The organism is Xanthomonas sp. LMG 8993 (assembly GCF_009835065.2).
In the GTDB taxonomy this organism is placed as follows: domain Bacteria; phylum Pseudomonadota; class Gammaproteobacteria; order Xanthomonadales; family Xanthomonadaceae; genus Xanthomonas; species Xanthomonas arboricola.
The window spans coordinates 152671-171209 of record NZ_QVIF02000008.1 but is presented as its reverse complement, the minus strand read 5'-3'; the positions used below and the strand labels follow the sequence as shown (position 1 = coordinate 171209).

Sequence of the window (18539 nt, the reverse complement as noted above, 5' to 3'; positions counted from 1 at the left end):
ATGCTGCCGCCAGAAGATGACACGGCGGGCATTGCAATGGTTCCCGCATGGGTGTCGCGCGGTCACCGGAAAGTTGTTGTGAATCCGCCGCCACGTTATCCGATGGCATTGGTCAGGTCATACAGCGGCACCAGCACCGAAATGATGACAAGCCCCACTACCGAGGCCAGCACCAGCGTGATCAACGGCACCAGCGCGGCCAGCGCGCGGTCGATGGCTTGCGCGGTTTCCAGCTCGAAGGTGTCGGCGGTCTTGAGCAGCATCGTGTCCAGGGCGCCCGATTCTTCGCCGACCTGGATCATCTGCAGGGCCAGCCGCGGGAAGCGCTTGCCGCGTGCCAGCGACATCGCCAGGCCATGGCCGTTCTTGACGTCGTCGGCTGCGGCGTCGACATCTTCGACCAGCGCCAGATTGGACATCACATTGCGCGCAATGCCGATCGCCGCCAGCAGCGGCACGCCGTTGCGCAGCAAGGTGCCCAGCGTGCGCGTCAGCCGTGCGGTTTCCAGGCGCGCGATCAGGCTGCCGACCACTTTCTGCCGCAGCAACCACTCGTCCAGCGCGGCACGGAACGCGGCATTGCGGCGCTTGCGATCCAGCCACAGACCGAGCACGCCCGGCACCACGATCAACACCACCCACCAGTCGCGCACCAGCAGGCCCACGCTCAACACCGCCTGGGTGAACCACGGCAAGGCCACGTCTAGGCTTTCGTACATCTGCGCGAACTGCGGCACCACATAGCCGAGCAGGAACAGCAGCGCGCAGCCCACCACCGCCAGCAGGATCGCCGGATAGATCAGTGCGTTGATCACCTTGCCGCGCAGCGCACGGCTGCGCTCCAGGTAATCGGCCAGGCGCTGCAGCGTGTCCTGCATGCTGCCGCCGGCTTCGCCCGCACGCACCATGTTGATGTAGAGCTTGGAAAACAGCCCGTGCTGGCGTTCCAGTGCCGAGGACAGCGGCGCGCCGCCACGCACGGTGTCGCGCACATCGCCGATCACGCGCCGGCTTTTGTCGTCTTCGGGCAGATCCATCAGGATCGACAACGCGCGATCCAGCGGCTGGCCGGCCCCGATCAGCGTGGACAACTGCTGGGTGAACTGCACCAGCGCGGCGTTGTCGAACGGCTTCTTGCGCAACAGCATGCGCAGCGACGGCGAGTCGTTTTCGCCGGTGGCCAGGCGCGTTTCCACCGGCAGGTGGCCCTGCTCCTGCAGGCGCAGCGCAACGTCCGCGTCGCTGGCCGCTTCCATCTGGCCATCGAGCATTTCGCCATGGGCGTCGAGCGCTTTGTAGCGGTACAGGGGCATCAGGCTGGACGGCCGAGAGTGGGGAATCGGGATTCGGGAATCGGGAAAAGCAGGATCCTGCGCTGCGTTGGCGCCACCGGGCGCACGCGCGCGCGCGCGCGACGCGTTGCCGGGACCTTGCCCTGCCTATCTTCCGATCCTGAGCATCCGATGCTCGCTGTGGCTCCGTTGACTCTCACGCATCCTCCGTCACGCGCAGCACTTCTTCGATGGTGGTCTCGCCGCGCAAGGCCTTGGACAGGCCGTCCTCGTACATGGTGCGCATGCCGGCCTTGCGGGCCAGTTGTTCGATCTCGCCCATGCCGGCGCGACGCATCACCGCGCGCCGCAATTCGTCGTTCATCACCAGGAATTCGACGATGGTGGTGCGGCCCAGGTAACCGGTCGGCGCGGCAGCCGAGGCGCGCGGACGATACAGGTAGATCTCGCCGTCCGGTTGCAGCCGGCGCAGATTGAAGCGTTCGATTTCTTCCGGCGATGCCACGTAGCGCTCGGCGTTGGCCAGGTCGAGTTTGCGCACCAGGCGCTGCGCCAGGATGCCGTTGATGGTGGAGGTGAGCAGATAGTCTTCCACGCCCATGTCGAGCAGACGGGTGATACCGCCGGCCGCGTTGTTGGTGTGCAGCGTGGACAGCACCAGATGGCCGGTGAGCGCGGACTGGATCGCGATGCGCGCGGTTTCCAGATCGCGCATTTCGCCGATCATGATGATGTCCGGATCCTGACGCACGATGCTGCGCAGCGCGTTGGCAAAATCCAGCCCGATCTGCGGTTTGGCCTGGATCTGGTTGATGCCTTCGATCTGGTATTCCACCGGGTCTTCGACGGTGATGATTTTCACATCCGAGGTGTTGAGCTGGCTCAACGCGGTGTACAGCGTGGTGGTCTTGCCCGAACCGGTCGGGCCGGTCACCAGCATGATGCCGTGCGGTTGCTCCAGCACCTTGCGGAACTGCGGCAGAAACTCTTCGGTGAAGCCGAGCTTGTAGAAATCGAACACCACCGTTTCGCGGTCGAGCAGGCGCATCACCACGCTCTCGCCGTGCGCGGTGGGCACGGTGCTGACACGCAGATCCAGCTCCTTGCCCTGCACGCGCAGCATGATGCGGCCGTCCTGCGGCAGCCGGCGTTCGGCGATGTTGAGCTTGGCCATGATCTTGATGCGGCTGATCACCGCAGCGGTGAGCTTGGCCGGCGGGCTTTCGCCTTCCACCAGCACACCGTCCACGCGGTAACGCACCTTGAGCCGGCTTTCGAACGGTTCGATATGGATGTCCGATGCGCGCAGTTCCACCGCGTGCTGGATCACCAGATTCACCAGCCGGATCACCGGCGCTTCGGACGCCAGGTCGCGCAGCGCTTCGATATCGTCGCTGCTGTTGGCATCACCATCGGCGGTTTCCACGATGGTGCCCATCGCGCTGCGGCCCTGGCCGTACCAGCGCTCGATCAGGTCATCGATTTCCGAGCGCAGGCCGACCTGCAGCAACAACGGGCAACCGGTCGCAAGCCGCACCGCGTCGATCGCGTAATCGTCGTAGGGATCGGCGATCCACAACTCCAGCCGGCCATCGCGTTCGCCGACCGGGCATAGATGAAATTGTTTGAGGAAGCGCAGCGACAGTCCCTGCACTTCCGGCAGCATTTCCGGTGGGGTATCGCCGAGCTGGCGTGCATCCACCAGCGGCAGACCCAGCACATCGGCGCAGGTCTCCGCATGATCGCGTTCGGACACCAGGCCCAGACGGCCCAGCAAGGCCAGCAGGCCCATACCGGATTCGGTCTGCAACTGGCGCGCGCGCAGCAGATCGGTGTCTTTCAGACGACGGCGTTCAAGCAGCGCTTCGACGATGCGTGTCTCCGCACTGCGATGCTCAATTGGATCGACGGCAACCGCGTTCACACTCGTCTCCACTGGTCCGGCGCCGACTGTAGCAGTTTGCCGCGACGATCAACCGTACGCATCTGAATCGCCCTGAAAAACGATGCCCCCGGTGATTGGCCGGGGGCATCGGTCACACTATGAGACGGCTTACTGTCGTGCGACGAGCGTCAGCTTCGCGTAGTCGGCAGCGCCCACCAACTTGATGTAGTAGGTGCCGGCCTTGGGGGCAGTGAAACGCACGGTTTCGCTGTTGCCCGGGCGGGTCGACTTGGCGTCGTAACTGGTGGCGCTGGGCTCGGCTTCATGGCTGACGTATACCGACACATCGCCGGTGCCGCCATAGGTCATGAAGCTGAGCACGGCACCGGCCTTGGCTTCGAAGCTGTACAGCGTGGAACTGGCGTAAGCACCGCTCAGGCCGGTCAACGGGGCCTTATTGGTCAGGGCGATGGCGGTCGGCGCGCAGCTCTCGGTGGCCGGATCGCAGGGCTCCACCAACACCGCTTCCAATGCGGCCTTGGCATCGACGATGCCGCTGCCGATCGGGGTGCTGGCCGGCGGGGTCACCGGGAAGCGACGGCTGGTCTGCTTGAGCAGGGCTTCCACCGCGGCCGGGGTCAGCGGGCCATCGCCCAGACCGATCGCCGCGCTCTGCACCAGGGCGACGACACCGGCCACGTGCGGCGATGCCATCGAGGTGCCACCCAAGCCCATATAGGTATAGGTGCCCGAGGTCGGCGTGGTCGCACCGGTGTAGCCGGCCTGCCAGATGTAACCGCCCGGATTGCCGTCCACGCTGCCACCGCCGCCCGGGCCGGACAGGTCGACCTTGCTGCCGTAGTTGGAGTAGTAGGTGATGCCGCCGGTGATGCGTGTGGCACCCACGGTGATGGTGTTGTTGCAGCTGGCCGGCGAATGGTTGGCCGCATCTTCGCCGCTGTTGCCGGCCGCTACCACCACGGTGGTGCCGCGCGCGACCGCGCCGTTGATCGCCAGCTGGGTGGCCGAATCGCAGGGCTCGCCGCCGCCCAGGCTCATGTTGATCACCTCGGCCGGGTTGGTGTTGGCCGGCACGCCAGCGACCGTGCCGCCGGACGCCCAGACGATCGCATCGGCGATGTCGGAGGTGTAGCCGCCGCAACGGCCGAGCACGCGCACCGGCAGGATGGTCGCCTTCGGCGCCACGCCAGCCATGCCCACACCGTTATTGGTCGCCTCGGCCACGGTGCCCGAGACGTGGGTGCCGTGCCAGGAGCTCTCCTGTGCCACCGAGCCGTCATAGCAGACGTTGTCGGCCTCTTCCCAGTCGCCGTAATCCAGCGCGCCCGGCACGCGGGCATCGGTGGGACGACGCGAGACTTCGGCATCGGTGATGAAGTCGTAACCCTGCAGCAGGTTGCCGGCAAAGTCGGGATGGCCCGGCAGGATGCCGGTATCCAGCACTGCCACCACCACGCCCGCGCCCTGCGACAGATCCCAAGCGGCCGGCGCATTGATGCCGCCGTTGGGGTTGCTCAGATGCCACTGGTACTGCGCGTACAGCGGGTCATTGGGGACCAGTTGCGGGGTCACGTCGGTGGCGGCGACGCTCTTCTTGATGTCGACCGGGCGCAGCATGCGATCGATCTGCACGTCGGCCACGGACGGGTCGTTCTTGAGCTCGACCACCACCTTGTCCACCTGGGCGGTGGTCAGCGTGCTGGACAGCTTGATCAGGTCCGAGCCGATGCCGAGCTTGCGCACATACGTCGCCTTGGCGGCGGCTGCGCTGCTGCGTGCGCCGGTGCTCGCACCGACACGGCCGACCGCGGCCTGCACCGCGCTCAGCTTGCTGGCGCGATCGGTCGCGGCAGCAGTGTTGTCCTTGTAGCGCACGATCAGGCGGCTACTGAACGCAGCGCCGGCCGATGCTGCCTGGGTCGGTTCCTTGACCAGCAGTTTCGGGGCAGCAGCGAGCGTGCCCGATGCACCGAGCGCCATCATCAGGATGGCGCCGGTCAGCGGGGAGAGACGGAAATTCTTGTCGATCACGGTGAAGTCCTCTTCGTGTTTTTCGTCGATCAGCTGGGAGCGGCTTGCGAACTGCGGCGCAACTGCGGTGCAGCGCGCTGCGTTCGATCAGCCACTCCTGGTAAGGCCATCACTCCATCGAATCCGTTGGCCGGCCCAGCCACGGTCCTTGCCCGCCCCCTCAGGCCTTGCTCTGGCGCGGCGGCGCACATCGGTGCCGCCGCGTGTCATGCAGCGGCGCGTTACCAGCCGAAGCCGGCACCCACACCGATCGAACTGTCGTCACCGCTGAGTGCGCCGCCCACCGTCAAGGTGGCGCGCGGGCTGATCGCACGCTGGTAGCCCACCGACAACGCCGATTCGCCGTTCTGGAAACCGACGCCGGCACCGACGCGGTTCTGTGTGGCGATACCACCGACGCTGGCAGCCATGTTCAACATCGCCGAACTCATCGCGCCCTGACGATCCAGGCGACGGTTCTGCCGACGCAGACGGTCTTCGATATCGCCCTGGTAGGTCTCGAAGCTGTCGGCCATCGCGTTGTAGCGGCTGTCGGTATAGCTGTTGGCCGCGGCAACGCCGTTGTCCAGCTGGCCCTTGTTGACCGCATCGGTGGCACGTGTGCCGGCGGCCACATTGGCCACCTGACGCTCGCCGCCGACGCTGCCCACCGACACCGTGTTGGCACGATCGGCAACCGACCCCTGACCCAGCGCGACCGCACCTTGCGCACTCGCACGTGCGCCCTGTCCGATCGCCGTGCCGGAGGCCGCACTGACCTGCGCGCCTTCGCCCATCGCCACCGCATTGGTCGCCACCGCGGCAATCTGCGTATTGGCGCCGACCGCGGTGCTGCCATCGGCATTGACGCGCGCATTGCTGCCGATTGCGGTGTCGTTGGGGCCATGCGCATACGCGCTGCCGCCGATCGCCGTGCCGGTCACGTGGTTGGCCACTGCGGCCGTGCCGACGGCGGTGGACGTTGCAGCCGGGGTGATGCTGCCGACCACTGCGGCGGTCGGCGTGCCCTGCAAGCCTGCGCCGGTATCGGCAACGGCGTTGCCCGACGTGCTCACTGCGCTCGCAGCCACTGCAGGCACCCCTGCAGTGCGCAGCGACAGCGTGCGTGCCGCGGTGCTGGCCGTTGCGGTACCACCGCGTGCATCCAGCTCGGTGACCTTGCTGTCCAACGCGGTCAATGCCGCACCGACATTGTTGTAGCTGGCACCCTGGATCACGTAGGTCGGCGCGACGAACACGCCCTGCGCACCGATCGCCGCGCCACCGCCGAGGAAGCTGGCGGCATTGCTGAGCGACTGGAACAGCTGGCCGCCATTGATCGCATCGGTACTGGCACCGGCAATCGCACCATTGCCGACGTTGACGATGCGGCGCGTGGCCGGGCCGCCGCGGCCATCGCCGCTACCCACCGAGACCACGTTGGCATCGTAGGTACGCGAGCCTGAGCCCAACGCCACCGAGTCGGCACCACTGGCACCGGCATTGGCACCCAGCGCCACCGCATTGGCACCGCTCTGGCGCACGAAGGAGTTGTAGCCCAACGCCACACCGTTTTCGCCGATGGAATTGGTCTGCCGGCCCATCGCGGTGCTGTTCACGCCGCTGGCGCTGCTGTCCACGCCCATGGCGCTGGCGCCGGTGGCCGAGGCGCGGCTGCCGGAGGCGATCGCCACGCTGCGTGCGCCGCTGGCGGTTGCACCGGCGCCCGCGGCAGTGGCGCGATCACCGGTTGCGCTGGCCACCCCTTCACCGGTGGTTTGCACCATGCCGTTGGTGGTCTGCACATCGGCCGCCAGGGCATCCAGCTGGCCCTTGTTGACCGCATCGGTCGCCGCCTGGCCGTCGCTGACATTGATGATGCGACGCGTGGCCGGACCGCCGCGGCCATTGCCGCTGCCGATCGACACCGTGTCGGCTTCGTAGGTGCGCGAGCCCGAGCCCAGCGCCACCGAATCGGCACCGGTCGCACCGGCGTTGGCACCGAGGGCCACACCATTGACCGCGCTCTGGCGCACGAACGAGTTGTAGCCGACCGACACCGCGTTCTCGCCGATCACGTTGACCTGACGACCGACACCGGTGCTGTTGATGCCGGTTGCCGATGCATCCACACCGACCACGCTGGCGCCGACCGCATCGGCGCGGCTGCCGCCACCCAGGGCAAGCGTATTGTCGGCAAGGGCCGCCGCGCTCTGACCGAGCGCGGTGGCATTGACGCCGTCGGCATACGAATTCCAGCCGATGGCGGTGGTGTAGTCGGCCGTGGCCCACGCGCCCGCACCGAATGCGGCAGCGCCGGTGCCGGAGGCACGCGCCGGGATGAAGCCGAAGAACGTGCTGCCGCCGACGGCCACGCTTTCTTCGCCGGTGGCCTCGCTGAATTCGCCCACGGCCACTGCACTTGCGCCGGAGGCCAGTGCGGCGGCACCCACGGCGGTGCTGTAGTCGCTGGACGCCACCGCACCATAGCCCAGCGCCGACGACAGCCTGCCGCTGGATTCGCTGTAACCACCGAAGGCGGCGCTGCCGACATTGGAGGCGGTGCTGCGGAAACCGGCCGCGGTGGCCTGGTTGTCCGATGCCACCGCTTCGCTGCCGAGCGCGGTCGCATAGGTCGAAATTGCCTGCGCGCCGGCACCGTTTGCGCTGGCGCCGACATCGCTGGCCAGGGCATTGCTGCCGACGGCGCTGCTGTTTTCGCCGGTGGCCTGGGCGTTGTTGCCCACCGCCGCTGCGCCGGTTCCGCTGGCCAGCGCACTCACGCCAACCGCCGTTGCGTTATCGACCACCGCCTGCGCACCGGCACCCAACGCCGTGGCGCCGGTACCGGTGGCATTGGCGCCCTCGCCTGCGGCCAGGGCGTTGTCGCCCTCGACGTAGGCACCGGCATCGCTGTCATCGCTGCCGCTGGCCTGGAAGTACTTGCTGGTGGATTGTGCGGTTTCGGCAACGGCGTTGAGCTGATCCAGATTCACCGCGTCGGTGCCCTGCGTACCGGCGGCCACGTTGGTGATCTGACGCTCGTTGCCGGCGCTGCCCACCGAGACTGCAAAATCGCGATCGGCCACCGAATCGGCACCCAGCGCCACGCTGCCTTCGCCGGTGGATTCGGCAAAATTGCCGAGCGCGGTGCTGTTGAGGCCCGGTGCCCATGCCGCGCCGCCGAGCGCGGTGGAGTAGTCCCCGGAGGCTTCAGTCGGCAACAGGCCGAGCAGGGCGCCACCGACCGACACGCTGTTGTAGCCGCTGGCCACGCTGCCCTGGCCGGCTGCAACGCTGTAGTCGCCGGTTGCGGTGGCATCGCCACCCACGGCCACGGTATTGGAGCCGCTGGCGGTGCTGAAATTGCCCAGCGCGGTGCTGTTGAAACCGGTCGCACTGGAATAGCCGCCCAAGGCGGTGGAGTAGTTGGAGGTGGCCTCGGCACCGAAGCCGAACGCCGCCGCGCTGGTGCCATCGGCCACGCTTTCTGCGCCGACCGCAGTGGCCGACTCGCCACTGGCGCTGGCGAAATAGCCCACCGCGGTGGTTTCGCTGCCATCGGCCACGCTCAGCGTGCCAGCGGCCAGGGAACCATCGCCATACGCACCTGCCGCCGCACCCAGCGCGGTGCTCTGCGCGCCGGCGGCTTCGCTCTCGCCACCCACGGCCACGGCGTAATCGCCGCTGGCCTGGCTGAAGGCGCCGTTGGCAATGCTGCCGTAGCCACTGGCAGCGGCGTTGTAACCTGCTGCATTGGCGTACTGCGCGGTGGCGCTGGCACCGCTGCCGATGGCGACGGCGCCGATCGCAGTGGCCTGGCTGCTGGAACCGAACGCGCTGCTGTAATCGCCGTCCGCGGTAGCGTTGGAGCCGGCTGCGGTGGCGTCCTCGCCCTGCGCATCGGCTGTGCCGGTACCTGTGCCGGCAAACAGACGCGCAGTGGTTTCGGCGGTTTCGCCGACTGCGTTGAGCTGGTCCAGGTTCACCGCATCGGTACCCTCGGTACCGGCGGCGACATTGGTGATCTGGCGCTCGCCACCGACGCTGCCGACCGCCACCGTATTGTCGCGATCGGCAACCGCGCCGGCACCCAGCGCCACGCTGTTGTCGGCGTAGGCCACGCTGTCGGTACCCAGTGCCGTGCTGCCCTGGCCCCACGCCACGCTGGCCACACCCACCGCAGTGGATGCAGCACCGTTGGCAAGGCTTTCATAACCGAGTGCGGTTGCGCCGCGCCCGCTGGCGATACTGCTGGCACCCAGCGCCGTGCTGTTATCGGCGAGCGCCGACGCATCGGAACCTGCCGCAACGCTGTCGGCGCCTTCGGCAATTGCGGTGCCGTCACCGGTGGCGACGAACGTGCGCGCGGTGTTGGCGGCGCCATCGGACACTGCCGTGAGCTGATCCAGATTGACCGCATCGGTGCCTTCGGTACCGGCAGCGACATTGGTGATCTGACGCTCGCCGCCAACCGTGCCCACCGACACCGTGCTGGCGCGATCGGCCACTGCGCCGACGCCCAGCGCAACGCTGTTGTCGACCGCAATCCGCGCGCCGTCGCCGATCGCAATGCTGTCTGCGCCTTCGACGACTGCCTCGGTGCCGAGCGCAATGCTGCGATCGCCATAGCCGACTGACTGCGAACCGATGGCGATTGCACGCCCACCGCCGGCATAGGCGTTGTCGCCGATGGCGACCGAAACGCTGCCGCTGGCGGCCGAGGTGATGCCCACCGCGACGCTGCCCGCACCGTAGGCGGTGCTTTCCGCACCCACTGCGGTGCTGGTGTCGCCCCAGGCCACGCTGGCAAAGCCGAGCGCGGTGGATTCGAGGCCATTGGCGATGCTTTCGAAACCGATCGCGGTACCACCACGACCATTGGCCACGCTGGTGCCGCCGACTGCAGTGCCATAGAAACCCGACGCCGTGCTGTCGGCACCCACGGCAGTGGCATAGCGGTCGCTGGCGATACTGTTGAAGCCGAGCGCGGTGGCATTGTTGACATTGGCCACCGCACCACTGCCGACCGCAGTGGTGTTGACCGCTGACGCCAGGCTGCTCGAACCCAGCGCAGTGCTGTAATCCTCGTAAGCCGATGCATTGGAACCGGCCGCAACGCTGTCCACGCCTTCGGCAATCGCGGTGCCATCGCCGGTGGCCACGAACGTGCGTGCGGTGGTGGCGGCGACGTCGGACACGGCGGTGAGCTGATCGAGATTGACCGCATCGCTGCCTTCGGTACCGGCGGCGACGTTGGTGATCTGACGCTCGTCGCCAGCCGCACCCACCGACACGGTGTTGGCGCGCGTGGCCACCGAATTGGCGCCCAAGGCCACCGAGTTGGCGCCGCGTGCGGTGCTGTAGTAACCCAGCGCGGTGCTCAGCTCGCCGCTGGCCCAGGATTCCGGGCCGACTGCCGTGGCACCTTCGCCAGGTGCATAGGCGAAGTAACCCACCGCGGTGGCTTCGGTGCCGGAGGCTTCGCTGAGCGTGCCCACTGCCGTGGTGTAGCTGCCCGATGCGATCGCACCGGCGCCGAGCGCGGTGGAGGCTTCGCCGCTGGCCTGGGTCTGTACGAAGAAGCCCAGACCCGGGATGTAATCGACCGGACCACCGACAGCGGTGCTGCTGGTGCCGCTGGCGCTGGTCTGCGTGCCCACCGCAGTGGCGTAATCGCCCGCCGCATTGGCTACCGCACCGAACGCGGAAGACTGCGTCCCGGCCGCATACGCACCGACGCCGAACGACGAGGCGGCGAAGCCATCGGCATTGGCGCTGGCGCCGACTGCGGTTCCGCCGACGCCGGCACTGGTGGCGCCGGTGGTGACCGGCACGCCGCCGTTGGTGACCAACGGCTCGCCGTCTTCGTCCACGGCAGCGCCGCCCACGGCCACGCTGCCAGGGCCGTTGGCCTGCGCGTTATGGCCGAATGCCGCGCTGTTCTGCCCGGATGCGAGCGCATTGGCGCCGACCGCAGTGGCATTGTCGGCCACCGCATTGGCACCGGTTCCCAGCGCAGTGGTCGCCGTGCCTACCGCATTGGCGGCATCGCCGGCAGCCAGCGCGCTATCGCCTTCGACATAGGCGCCGACGCTGTCTTCGCCCGGGGTCGCCTTGAAGAACGTGGCCGTGTCTTCGGCCACATCGGCCACGTCGCGCAACTGCGCCACGTTGACCGCGTCGGTGGCGTTGACGCCGGCGCCGACATTGGTGATGCGGCGCGTGGCCGGGCCGCCGCGGCCATTGCCGCTGCCGACCGACACCACATCGTCTTCGTGGGTGCGCGAGCCTGCGCCCAGCGCCACCGAGTTGGCACCGGTCACGCCGGCGTTTGCACCCAGCGCGACGCCGTTTTCGCCGCTCTGGCGTACGAAGCTGTTGTAACCGATGGCCACTGCGTTCTCGCCGATCGCATTGGTCTGGCGGCCGATCGCGCTGCTGTTCACGCCGCTGGCGCTGCTGTCGGCACCGCTGGCGAGCGCGCCGGTGGCGCTGGCGCGGCTGCCGGCGCCGACGGCAGTGGCGTTGGCGGCAGGTGCCGATGCGCCGCGGCCGACCTCGACCGATTGCGCCATTGCAGAAAGCGGGAGTGCGATGCCGGCGCTACCCAGCGCCAGGGCGATCGCGGCAACCAGGCAACGGCTCTGGCGGCGGTCGATGAATGCGGCGGTGCTCACTGCGCCCGGGCTGTCGCCGCTGGCCAATTCCGATGCCACGGCCCACACGCCTAACGATTTGTTCCAGACCTTGCGATAAATCCGATTCATCGACGCACTGCTCCTGAATGTTGGGACTGGTTTTTTGACGAACACCCACCATCGCGAGGCGTTCCAGCCGCTGCGGTTCCCCGTGGTGATTGGCGCCATGGGCCAAATGGCAGTGCGCGGGAAGCTGCACCCTGGGTAGTCAAAAAGTGAACGCTACCCAACCATAGAACTGAGCGAAGTGTTAACAGCGGTCAAATCAGGCGTCAAGTTTTTGACAGAAAGCGAAGTTGAACGTGCGTTCCATCACACTTCTGCTTGCTTTTATTCGTTTTTTGATAATTCTTTGGAAAACAGCGATCTAGGTCATGTCTTGAGAGACATTTCCAAGCTGAATGCGCATGTCCGCAGCAGACAAAAAAGCCCGCTGGCAGGACGCCAGCAGGCTTGGTTGCGCAAAACCGCGCGCCGAACAGGTCAGGAATCGGACCAGCGCTCCCCGCGCCGACCACTCAGCCCATCATGGTGCACGACGAGAGCGGTTTTGCCCGCACCGTTGCGTCAGGAAACCGACGTCAACACCCCCTCGCGCCGCCATGTGTCGGATCACTGACGCGCCAACAGGCTCACTCCATCGAAGCCGCTGCCGTCGAGCCGGATGAAATAGGTCCCGGCACGCGGTGCGGTGAAGCGCACCGTCTGGCTGGTTCCGCTGCGGCTGGACATGCCGTCGTTGTCGGTCGCGCTCGGCGCGCGGCCCAAGGCGACATACAGCGCCGCCTGCCCGCTGCCGCCGAAGCTGATGAAGCTCAGCACCGCACCCGCGTTCGCCTCGAAGGCGAATACACCGGCATCGCCGGCCACATTGGACAAGCCGCGCTCGGGCACGCTGTTGCGCAGCGTCTGCGCATCCAGCTGGCAGCCCAGATCGCCGCTGTCGCAGCGACGCAGTGCACGATCGATCGCCGCACCGGCATCCACGATGCCGGTGCCGGCCGGCGTGCTCAACGGCAACTGCACCGGAAACGCGCGTGCACTGCGCTTGAGCAGGCGTTCCAGCGCCGCAGGTGTCAGCGGCGGCCTGCCATCGGCGATCAGCGCGCTCTGCACCAGTGCGGCAGTCCCCGCCACGTGCGGGGAGGCCATCGAGGTTCCGGCAAAGCCGGGCCCGATGTAGTCGAATTGGCCGGACGTGGGCGTGGTCTTGCCGGTGTAGCCGGTCTGCCAGATCCAGCTGCCGATCGGGCCGTCGTACAAGGTGTCGGTTGCCAGATCGCGTGCGCCACCACCGGGTGCGGCCAGATCGATCAAGCTGCCGAAATTGCTGTAGTACGCCAGGCCGCCGGTCAGGCGGGTGGCCGCCACCGACACCACATTGGCGCAGTTGGCCGGCACCGCACTGGACACATCCGAGCCATCGTTGCCGGCCGCCACCACCACGGTGGTACCACGCGACACCGCACCGTCGATCGCCGCCTGCGTGACCGAATCGCAGGGGCCAAAGCCGCCCAGGCTCATGTTGATGATTTCCGCCGGGTCGCGATTGTCCGGCACACCCTCCACATGCCCGCCGGACGCCCACACGATGGCATCGCTGATATCCGAGAACGAACCGCCGCAATGACCGAGCACGCGGACCGGCAGCACCTTGGCCTTGTAGGCCACGCCGGCACCGCCAATGCCGTTGCCGGTGGTTTCGGCGATCGTGCCGGCCACGTGGGTGCCATGCCAGGAGCTGTCATGCGCCGCGGAAAAAATGCCGCACTCGCCGTCTTCGGCCTCCCAGTCCCCACGGTCCAGCGCACCCGCCACGCGCGCATCGGTCGGACGTCGCGACCGGCCGGCATCGGTGATGAAGTCGTAGCCCTGCAGCAGATTGCCGGCCAGATCCGGGTGCGCCGGCAGGATGCCGGTGTCGATCACCGCCACCACCACGCCCTCGCCCTGCGCGGTCTTCCACGCCGCCGGCGCATCGATGCCGCCGACCGGATCGGTGAGATGCCATTGATTGCTCGCCAGCAGTGGATCGTTGGGCAAGCTGCCGCCGCTGCTCTGCAACGGATAGGCGCGTGCATCGATCTGTGCATGTTCCACCGCCGGATCGGCTTGCAGCTCGCGCACCAGGCGGTCGGCGTCGCTGCGGCTGAGTTGCGTGGGCAACCGGATCAACTCTCCACCCACCGCCAGGGTACGCACATGCGTCGGCGCCGCCTGCGCGCCGCTGCGCGTGGCCGACGCCAGGCGCACTGCCGCGCGTGATGCCGCCGCAGTGATGGTGGCCGTGGACGCGGCGCCGACGGTGCGCGCGCTCACTGTGCCGCTGCGATAGGTGACGATGATGGCGTCGACCGGCGCATCGCGCATGGCCTGCACTTGTTGCGCGCTGCGCATGCCGTCTGGTGTGGCCGCGCTGGCGAGGCCGCCGGCGAGTGACAGCACGGCGCTGCAGGCAATGGCGAGGGTTCGGGAACGATGGGTCTGAATCACGATGACGTCCTCTTCAAGATGAAATGCAAATGAGTGAGCACGCAGCCGCCGCGAGCGCAGCCGCTGCGATGGCAAGACCTGCGCTACCAGCCGAAGCCGGCGCCCAGGCCGATCGACCGGTCGTCACCGCTGAGTGCGCCGCCCACCGTCAAGGTGGCGCGCGGGCTGATCGCACGCTGGTAGCCCACCGACAACGCCGATTCGCCGTTCTGGAAACCGACGCCGGCACCGACGCGGTTCTGTGTGGCGATACCACCGACGCTGGCGGCCATGTTCAACATCGCCGAGCTCATCGCGCCCTGACGATCCAGGCGACGGTTCTGCCGACGCAGACGGTCTTCGATATCGCCCTGGTAGGTCTCGAAGCTGTCGGCCATCGCGTTGTAGCGGCTGTCGGTATAGCTGTTGGCCGCGGCAACGCCGTTGTCCAGCTGGCCCTTGTTGACCGCATCGGTGGCACGTGTGCCGGCGGCCACATTGGCCACCTGACGCTCGCCGCCGACGCTGCCCACCGACACCGTGTTGGCACGATCGGCAACCGCCCCCTGACCCAGCGCGACCGCACCTTGTGCACTCGCACGTGCGCCCTGTCCGATCGCCGTGCCGGAGGCCGCACTGACCTGCGCGCCTTCGCCCATCGCCACCGCATTGGTCGCCACCGCGGCAATCTGCGTGTTGGCGCCGACCGCGGTGCTGCCATCGGCATTGACGCGCGCATTGCTGCCGATTGCGGTGTCGTTGGGGCCATGCGCATACGCGCTGCCGCCAATCGCCGTGCCGGTCACGTGGTTGGCCACTGCGGCCGTGCCGACGGCGGTGGACGTTGTGGCCGGGGTGATGCTGCCGACCACTGCTGCGGTGGGCGTGCCTTGGAGCGCGTTGCTTGCAGCAAGCCCGCTCGCCGTTGCGGTGACGGAGGACACCGCGCTGTCGGCCATGCCGTCAATGGCCAGCGATGTCGACTGCAGGCCATCGGCTGTCGCATCCGGGGTAGTGGCGACAATCGAGGCGTCCGCAGCCGGGGCTGGCGCCGTTGCCGCACGCGCTGCAGCCGAACGCGCCGCAGCGCCAGGCGTCGCGGTACCACCACGCGCATCCAGCTCGCTGACCTTGCTGTCCAGCGCAATCAGCGCCTCGCCCACATTGCGGTAACTGCTGCCCTGGATTACGTAGGTCGGCGCGACGAACACGCCCTGCGCACCGATCGCCGCACCACCGCCGAGGAAGCTGGCGGCATTACTCAACGACTGGAACAGCTGGCCGCCGTTGATCGCATCGGTACTGCCACCGGCAATCGCACCATTGCCGACATTGACGATGCGGCGCGTGGCCGGGCCGCCGCGGCCATTGCCGTTGCCCACCGACACCACGTTGGCCTCGTAGCTGCGCGAACCTGCGCCCAGCGCCACCGAATCGGCACCGCTGGCACCGGCATTGGCACCGAGTGCGACGGCATCACGGCCACCCTCGCGGGTAAACGCGTTGTAGCCCACTGCCAGACTGTTGTTGCCCAACGCATTTGATTGCACGCCCAATGCCACCGCCGCGCTGCCCGTTTCGCCGACGAACACGCCCACGTTGGCATTGCGCCCGATCGCGATCGCATCGGGCGCATCCGCCTTGGCGTTGGTTCCCAGCGCGATATTGTCGCCATAGAGGATCGACGTATTGGCGCCGCTCCCGATCGCGATGCTCCTGCTGGAGGTGGCACGCGCGTCATAGCCGATGCCGATGCCCTCCGCGCCCTCGGCCGATGCCAATGCCCCCAGCGACACCGTGCGCGGAGCGAACGACGCGGCGCTATGGCCGATCGCCACCGCGTCGGTATTGTTGTCGTTGGAGAACACGTTGGCGTTGTAGCCAAGCGCAACGGCGTAATCGCCGTCGCTGCGCGCACCTGCGCCGATGGCAACGCCACCGACCCGGAACGCACCCGCCGGCCTGAGCGTGGAGCTGATCAGCGACATGCCGCCGAGCGTCACGCTGCGCTCGCCGGCGGCAACCGCCAGACTGCCCACGGCAACACTGCTCTCGCCAAGACTGGAGGCATTGAAGCCCACCGCCGTGGTCATGCTCGCGTCGGCCCGCGCACCAACACCGAAGGCCGACGCCGCCGTGCTGCGCGCGGTCGAGAACGCGCCCACCGCGGTGGCGACATCATCCTGCGCACGTGCGCTGAATCCCGCCGCCATCGATTGCTCGCCGCTGGCCGCTGCCCCCGTGCCGACCGCGGTGGCGAAGCTGCGCGTGGCAATCGCCCCGCTGCCCAGCGCCGCTGCACCGCGCGCCTGGGCCAAGGTGGCCTGTTCCTGCGCGCCGACGATGGAACCCGCCGCATCGAATACCGGCACGGACGCGACGCCACCCACTGCAACGGCCGAGGCATCGGCCGCGCTGGCGTTGCGGCCGACGGCCACGGCATCGCGCCCGAGTGCCAGACTGCCCGAGCCCAGCGCATTGGCACCATCGCCGATCGCGTTGCTGGCGCTCCCCAACGCCAGCGCGTTGAGTCCGTCGACATGGGCAGCGACTTCGTCCGTATCGGTCTTGCCAATGGCCAGCGTGCTGTCGAGACGGTCGGCCACCGCACGCACGCTGTCGAGTTGGGCGACATTGACTGCGTCATTGGCCTCGGTGCCTGCCGCCACGCTGGTGATCTGCCGCGTCAGCCCCGCCTGCACATCGCCAACCGACACCGTGTTGCTGCGGTTCGCGTAGGAATGCGCGCCCAGTGCGACGGCGCTGGAGGCAGAGCGGTTCCAGGCATCGTCAACAAAATCGCCCACGCGCGCGCCATAGCCGATTGCCACCGCATCGATGCCATTGGTTTGGGAATCTGCACCGATCGCGGTGTTGTTGCCGTTGAACCACGAGGTGCCGGCACGTGCGCCCAACGCGATGCTGTTTTCAGTGTAGGCGGTGCTGTCGTGACCGATCGAGATACCACCATCGCCCATCGCCAAGGCGAAACCACCCAGCGACACCGTGCGTGGCGCGAACGAACCGGCGCTGTGGCCGATCGCCACTGCATCGGTATTGCCTGGCGCATTGGGAAAGATGTTGGAATCGTAGCCAATGGCAATCGCATAATCGGACTGGCTCTGCGCACCTGCGCCGAGCGCGATGCCGCCTGTTCCGGTGGCAGCGGTGATCGAGCCGAAGTTGCTGATGCCACCGACCACCACGCTCTGCACGCCACTGGCCAATGCGGTATCGCCCACCGCGATACTGCTGCTGCCTTGGCTGCGCGCCCGGTAACCGAAGGCCGTGGACGTGTCTCCGCTGGCACGCGAACTGTAGCCGCCGGCGGTGGAAAGAAAACCACTGGCCGTGGACAAACCGCCGATCGCGGTGGCGCCGTCGTTGAAGGTCTGTGCGCGATAACCCAGCGCCGCGCTCTGCACGCCAGTGGCGCTGGCGCCGCTGCCAACGGCGCTGGAAAACGGATCCCCAGCCACTGCACCACCGCCAACGGCAGTGGCTCCCACACCGGACGCTTGCGTGGCCTGTTCGCGTTGCCCGATGACAAATCCGGATGCGTCGTAGTCGTAGACCGTTGCCACGCTGCCGACGGCGGTTGCCGATTCCCCTGCGGCCGACACGTTATGTCCGATCGCGGTGGCGTCGCGCTCCAATGCCAGGCTTCCGCCGCCGAACGCGCTGGTTCCATCGCCCAGCGCATTACTCGCATTGCCCAGTGCCAGCGCATCCTGCCCATCCGCAAACGCCGGTGCATCGGCATCGGCCGCAGGTGTTGCCGCTGCTCGCGCGCTCACGATGGCAGGCGCGGCGCTGTCGCTTGTCGCCGCATCGGCGTCGCAACGCTGTTGGCCTTGAACCACCGTGCAAGGTTCAAGCGCGTCGGCTTGCGTGGTCGTGGCCTGGGCAACTCCAGCCACGCCGGCAAGCGCCAGCAGCAGTGCCGCCGCCAGCCTGCCGCGGGCATGCCCGGCAGACCGATATAACGCTTGATTTCCCGCATCGCGGGCAAGCCTCACCGTTCGGCGATGAGCACGCTGCTCACCACCGGCATCCAATTGAATTCGCTTCATTACCGACTGACTCCCCATTGGTCTGGCATGTAAAAACCGACCACCGTACGATTGCATCGCACGGTCCCCCTGAGGTTTATCGAAA

7 protein-coding genes are annotated in these 18539 nt (G+C 67.5%); 1 reads left to right on the top strand and 6 read right to left on the bottom strand.

Annotated features, from left to right (window positions below):
- Nucleotides 1-95 precede the first annotated feature (95 nt).
- The 4 genes from xpsF to DYQ94_RS15425 all read right to left on the bottom strand — a co-directional run bounded on the left by xpsF (nt 96) and on the right by DYQ94_RS15425 (nt 11978).
- The gene (xpsF, locus tag DYQ94_RS15440; protein WP_047129329.1) at nt 96-1313 is read right to left on the bottom strand and encodes a type II secretion system protein XpsF; all 1218 of its coding nucleotides are present in this window, start codon (nt 1311-1313) and stop codon (nt 96-98) included.
- A gap of 175 nt (nt 1314-1488) precedes the next feature.
- A complete protein-coding gene (gene gspE / locus DYQ94_RS15435) occupies nt 1489-3216 on the bottom strand; it encodes a type II secretion system ATPase GspE (protein ID WP_160955010.1) in 1728 nt (575 codons plus the stop codon).
- Nucleotides 3217-3345: 129 nt separating this feature from the next.
- Entirely contained in the window at nt 3346-5229 is a 1884-nt protein-coding gene (locus tag DYQ94_RS15430; protein WP_016901936.1) for a diffusible signal factor-regulated S8 family serine peptidase, read from the bottom strand.
- 221 nt (nt 5230-5450) lie between these two features.
- Nucleotides 5451-11978: an ESPR-type extended signal peptide-containing protein gene (locus DYQ94_RS15425; RefSeq protein ID WP_126966644.1), complete on the bottom strand. Its 6528-nt coding sequence runs from the start codon at nt 11976-11978 to the stop codon at nt 5451-5453.
- A gap of 178 nt (nt 11979-12156) precedes the next feature.
- Between DYQ94_RS15425 and DYQ94_RS15420 the strand changes: the two genes are divergently transcribed.
- A complete protein-coding gene (locus tag DYQ94_RS15420) occupies nt 12157-12528 on the top strand; it encodes a hypothetical protein (RefSeq protein WP_126966643.1) in 372 nt (123 codons plus the stop codon).
- Here the strand turns inward: DYQ94_RS15420 and DYQ94_RS15415 are convergent.
- Nucleotides 12522-14402 (bottom strand): S8 family peptidase, encoded by a 1881-nt coding sequence (locus DYQ94_RS15415; protein ID WP_164738935.1) that lies wholly within the window; start codon nt 14400-14402, stop codon nt 12522-12524. The two genes, DYQ94_RS15420 and DYQ94_RS15415, sit on opposite strands and share 7 nt — an antisense overlap.
- A gap of 83 nt (nt 14403-14485) precedes the next feature.
- Nucleotides 14486-18454 (bottom strand): YadA-like family protein, encoded by a 3969-nt coding sequence (locus DYQ94_RS15410; protein ID WP_221232210.1) that lies wholly within the window; start codon nt 18452-18454, stop codon nt 14486-14488.
- Nucleotides 18455-18539 lie beyond the last annotated feature (85 nt).

Bases quoted from the DNA above. Each gene is read 5' to 3' on its own strand.
- DYQ94_RS15410 (WP_221232210.1), bottom strand. From the start codon at position 18,454: ATGAAGCGAATTCAATTGGATGCCGGTGGTGAGCAGCGTGCTCATCGC.
- DYQ94_RS15425 (WP_126966644.1), bottom strand. From the start codon at position 11,978: ATGAATCGGATTTATCGCAAGGTCTGGAACAAATCGTTAGGCGTGTGG.
- xpsF (WP_047129329.1), bottom strand. From the start codon at position 1,313: ATGCCCCTGTACCGCTACAAAGCGCTCGACGCCCATGGCGAAATGCTC.